6 protein-coding genes are annotated in these 4,543 nt (G+C 68.6%); 2 read left to right on the top strand and 4 right to left on the bottom strand.

Features of this window, described 5'->3' with window-relative positions; all coding sequences use genetic code 11:
* Positions 1-244 precede the first annotated feature (244 nt).
* From rsmH to RTM68_RS17035, 3 genes are all read right to left on the bottom strand, one after another.
* A complete protein-coding gene (rsmH, locus tag RTM68_RS17045) occupies positions 245-1,183 on the bottom strand; it encodes a 16S rRNA (cytosine(1402)-N(4))-methyltransferase RsmH (RefSeq protein ID WP_312173228.1) in 939 nt (312 codons plus the stop codon).
* A gap of 117 nt (positions 1,184-1,300) precedes the next feature.
* The gene (gene mraZ, locus RTM68_RS17040) at positions 1,301-1,732 is read right to left on the bottom strand and encodes a division/cell wall cluster transcriptional repressor MraZ (protein ID WP_194763448.1); all 432 of its coding nucleotides are present in this window, start codon (positions 1,730-1,732) and stop codon (positions 1,301-1,303) included.
* A gap of 307 nt (positions 1,733-2,039) precedes the next feature.
* On the bottom strand, positions 2,040-2,411 hold the full coding sequence (locus RTM68_RS17035; protein WP_312173224.1) for a DUF3040 domain-containing protein: 372 nt from the start codon (positions 2,409-2,411) through the stop codon (positions 2,040-2,042).
* 85 nt (positions 2,412-2,496) lie between these two features.
* Between RTM68_RS17035 and RTM68_RS17030 the strand changes: the two genes are divergently transcribed.
* Positions 2,497-3,597: a polyprenyl synthetase family protein gene (locus RTM68_RS17030; RefSeq protein WP_396654245.1), complete on the top strand. Its 1,101-nt coding sequence runs from the start codon at positions 2,497-2,499 to the stop codon at positions 3,595-3,597.
* Positions 3,598-3,669: 72 nt separating this feature from the next.
* On the opposite strand, the gene RTM68_RS17025 is transcribed toward RTM68_RS17030, so the two are convergent.
* Positions 3,670-4,014 (bottom strand): Rv2175c family DNA-binding protein, encoded by a 345-nt coding sequence (locus RTM68_RS17025; protein WP_396654246.1) that lies wholly within the window; start codon positions 4,012-4,014, stop codon positions 3,670-3,672.
* A gap of 186 nt (positions 4,015-4,200) precedes the next feature.
* Here RTM68_RS17025 and RTM68_RS17020 point away from each other — a divergent pair.
* On the top strand, positions 4,201-4,543 hold a 343-nt coding region (locus RTM68_RS17020; protein ID WP_312173219.1), incomplete at its 3' end, for a LysM domain-containing protein.

Genomic DNA, 4,543 nt, shown 5'->3' with positions numbered 1-4,543 from the left:
GAGCTCGTGCTGCTGCGAGGAGAGGCCGGCGAGCACGAAGGAATCCTGCGTGATCGCCAGTGAGAGGCCGATCTGCGCGGCGCCGATCGCCATCGCTCCCGCCACCGCGACGAGCGCGTAGGCGAGCTTCGGCTTGCGGCGCACCGGCGTGCCGGTGACGGGCTGGAGCCGACGGCTCGGAGTACGGTCGCTCGAGCGGTCCGGCGATGCGGGCAGCGCACGCGGCGGACGGCGGCGTTGAGGCTCATGCGCTCTCCCTGACCTTCTCGGCTGCGCGCAGACGTACGGGGATGGCGCGCGGGTTGCGCGCCCGCTCCTCGTCATCGGCGAGTTCGGCGCCGCGCGTGATGATCTTGAAGCGCGGCGCGTGCTCGGGGAGCTCGACCGGGAGCCCCTTCGGAGCAGTCGACGCGGCGCCTGCGGCGAAGGCCTGCTTGACGAGGCGGTCCTCCAGCGACTGGTACGACATCACGACGATGCGTCCGCCGACGGCGAGCGCATCCATCGCGGAGGGAATCGCGTCGGCCAGGACGTTGAGCTCGGCGTTCACCTCGATGCGCAGCGCCTGGAACACGCGCTTGGCCGGGTGGCCGGCGCGCTGCGCCGCGGCCGGCGTGGCTGCGATGAGGATCTCGACGAGTTCACCGGAGCGCGTGATCGGCTGCTTCTCGCGAGCGGCGATGATGAATCGCGCGTAGCGACCCGCGAGCTTCTCCTCGCCGTAGCGCTCGAAGATGCGTCGCAGGTTGCCCTCGCTGTAGGTGGCGATGACCTCGGCCGCGGTGACGCCCTTCGTCTGGTCCATGCGCATGTCGAGCGGGGCATCCTTCGAGTACGCGAACCCGCGCTCGGCCTCGTCGAGCTGCAGCGACGACACCCCGAGGTCGAAGAGGATGCCGGATGCCCCCTGCGCGTGCAGACCGATCTCGTCGTACACCGTGTGCACGAGCGTGATCCGATCGGCGAAGCGCGAGAGCCGCTCCCCCGCGATCCGCAGGGCGTCGGTGTCACGGTCGAGTCCCACGAGACGGATGTTCGGGAAACGCTCGAGCAGCGCCTCGGAATGCCCGCCCATGCCGAGCGTGGCATCGACCAGCACCGCTCCGTCGTGCTGGAGCGCGGGAGCGAGCAGCTCGACGCAGCGCTCGAGCAGTACGGGGGTGTGGATGTCGCGGAGGCTCATGATCTCTCTCGGGTGATCTCTGTATCTCGGTGACCAGGGCCCTGATCCCCCTCCGCTTCTCGACCCGGCACCGGGGAAGTGTGTCGGGGCGGGAGCGGCGGGGCATCACAGCCGTGGTCAGAACAGTCCCGGGATCACCTCCTGCTCGAGTTCGGAGTACGACTCCTCGCCGGCCGCGAGGTAGGTGTTCCAGCTCTCGGCATCCCAGATCTCGGCGTGCGCGCCGACTCCGGTGACGATGAGCTCCTTCTGCAGACCCGCGTACTGACGCAGGTGCGCGGGGATGGTGATGCGGTTCTGGCTGTCGGGCATCTCCGCACTCGCTCCGGAGAGGAACAGGCGCATGAAGTCACGCGCCTGCTTGTTCGCGAGCGGCGCCTGACGGATCCGCTCGTGCATCGCCTCGAACTCGGCCGTGCTGAACACGTAGAGGCAGCGTTCCTGTCCACGGGTGACGACGATGCCGCCACCGAGGTCCTCGCGGAACTTCGCGGGGAGGATGACCCTGCCCTTGTCGTCCAGCTTCGGAGAATGCGTTCCCAGCAACATCAGCCATCACCCCCTCTCCGTCCGGCCAACTCGAGGTGCGCCCCACTTTACTCCACTTTCCTCCACAAACCTACGGTCAATTGGCAGAAACACTCCCCCGGCTGTCGAGCGCGCGCACGTGAACCGCGTAATCACGCGGTGGAGGCAGGTGGAGGCCCAGTGGAGGGCTGGTGGAGGGCTGGTGGAGGGCCAGTGGAGGACGTTCACGTTGACGGAGAGCGCGAAGGCGCAGACGATCGCATCCGGGAACGACGAAGGCCCGGATGCTCAGAGCATCCGGGCCTTCGGAAGAAGATGTGGAGGAGGGTCAGTGACCGTCCTGCCGCCGATCCCATCGATCGTTCATGCGGTCCATGAAGGACGCGGAACTGTGCTGCTTCGGCGCCCGCTCGCGCGGCGCCGCCGAGAGCGGCTTGCGCACGGGAGTCACTGCGAGCATCACGCCGCCCAGCATCGCGGCGAAGCCGATGACGCCGACCACGACACCCCAGACGTCGCCGAGCACCACGCCGACGATCAGACCGCCGACGCCGGCGAGGAGCAGAAGAGCCCCGTAGACCAGATTTCGGTAGCTGAGAGCTCGGTCGCCTGACGGCGCGCTCACGACATCGGCGTCGTTGTGGAGGAGATGGCGCTCCATCTCGTCGAGCAGACGCTGCTCCTGTTCGGAGAGTGGCATTTCGTCCCCCTCGGGTATCGTCCGTCCATTCTACGCGCGGTATGTCGCCCGAGGCTAGCTGTCGGACCCCGGATTGGCTTTACGTATGCTGGGAGTCGTGCCGTCCCCCACACTCGTCTCCGACGCCGTCGCCGAACGCCTGAGCTCTTTCCTCGAGAGGATGCGCGTCGAATCCGCCGAGTACGGCCCCGACGCATCCGCGCTGATCGATTCCGCGGCCGACACCCTCGTGGGCGGCAAGCGTCTGCGCGCCCGCTTCTGCCACGCCGGGTGGCGGGGCGTGTCTCGATTCGCCGACCGCTCGGCCGCCGAATCGATCGCTCTGTGGGATGTCTGCGCCTCCCTGGAGATCTTCCAGTCGGCGGCCCTCGTGCACGACGATCTCATCGACAACTCCGACACGCGACGAGGCCGCCCTGCCGCGCATCGCGCTCTCGAGCGCTCCCATCGCGACGCCGGGTGGTGGGGCGACGCCGCCGCGTTCGGCCGTTCCTCGGCGATCCTGCTCGGAGATCTTCTCGTCGCCTGGAGCGATGACCTGTTCGAGGATGCCGTCGCAGCGCTCCCCCACGCGGCGTCCGTGCGCCGCGAGTACGCGCGCATGCGACGCGATGTCACCGTCGGGCAGTTCCTCGACATCGCCGAGGAATCGGCGTGGAGCGTGAACGCGACGGACTCGCACGTCGAACGCGCACTCCGGGTCGTCTCGCTCAAGTCGGCGCGCTACAGCATCGAGCAGCCGCTCGTGCTCGGCGCGGCGATAGCCGGCGCTGCGGACGACCAGGTCCTATCGCTGCGGCGCTTCGGCCACCCGGTCGGCATGGCCTTCCAACTGCGCGACGACGTGCTCGGAGTCTTCGGCGATGCGTCCGTCACGGGCAAGCCCGCGGGCGACGACCTTCGCGAGGGCAAGCGCACCGTACTGGTGGCCCTCACCCGTCAGACTCTCGAGACGTCCACGCGCACCCTCTTCGACGAGATGCTCGGTGACCCGGACCTCACCGCCGAACAGATCGCGTTCCTGCAGGCGACGATCTCGGCGTCGGGTGCCCTCGAGAAGGTGGAGTCGATGATCTCCGACTATGCGATCGAGGCGGATCGGGCTCTCTCCGGAGCACGCCTCGACAACGCCGCCGTGGGCGACCTGCGCGATCTCGCCCGCGCCGCGACGGTGCGAGCCGCCTGAGTCACGATCGCGGGCGAACAGGCCGGAGACGGGATAGCGCGGCTGTGGCCCGAGACTCCGTGACGGCGAGGGTCAGGCGAGCGTGCGGGCGAGGCGACGGACCTCGCTCTTGTGACCGGCGAGCAGTGCGGCGATCGGCGACCGGCCGAGCGTCTCCTCGTCGGTCAGCAGCCAGTCGACGACCTCATCGTCGGAGAAGCCCGCGTCCTGGAGCACGATGATGGTGCCTCGCAGAGAGGGCAGCGGGTGGCCGTCGACGATGAACACGGACGGGACCGCGAACACGCCGGAGCGACGCGAGCCCACCAGGTAGTGCTCGTCGATGAGTCTGCGGACGCGACCGAGGGGCTCGTCGAGGACCTCGACGAGATCGGGCATCGTGAGCCAGTCGGTGGGGGTCACTGCCGCGTCGCCGATCTGCTCGGCGGACGACAGGCTCTCGGCGGGGTGGTTCTCAGACTGCGCAGACACACAGCAACTATCTCACCTCAGGGCGCGCGCCGCACATTCTTCACTCCTGTCACGCTGTCACCATGAGTCACTTCTGTTGACTTCCGTATACAGACGTGACAGCGTGGGCGGACGTCGACCAAGGGAGACACCTTGACAACGCACACCGCCGCGCGTCGAACGCGCTATCTGAGACTCGGAGTGCCCGCTGCCGTCCTGGGAACACTCTCGGGGGCCCTCGCCGCAGCGCCGAGCCCCGCCGCCGCAGACAGCGCCCCGACGGTGCAATCGCTCGGTCCGCTTCCGATGCGCGCGGTGGCCACCGAAGCCGCTCCCGCCTCGTACACCGTGCAGCCCGGTGACACCGTCTTCACGATCGCCACCCGGTTCTCTCTCCGCACCGCTGACGTGCTCGCGTGGAACGGACTCTCCTGGAGGTCGGTGATCCACCCGGGGCAGACGCTGGCACTGACCGGCGGCTCATCCGCCGCGCCGG

The sequence above is a fragment of the Microbacterium sp. genome, assembly GCF_031988965.1.
Taxonomy (GTDB): Bacteria; Actinomycetota; Actinomycetes; order Actinomycetales; family Microbacteriaceae; genus Microbacterium.
Note: the sequence above shows the minus strand (reverse complement) of the source record. Positions and strands in the feature narration are given on the sequence as shown.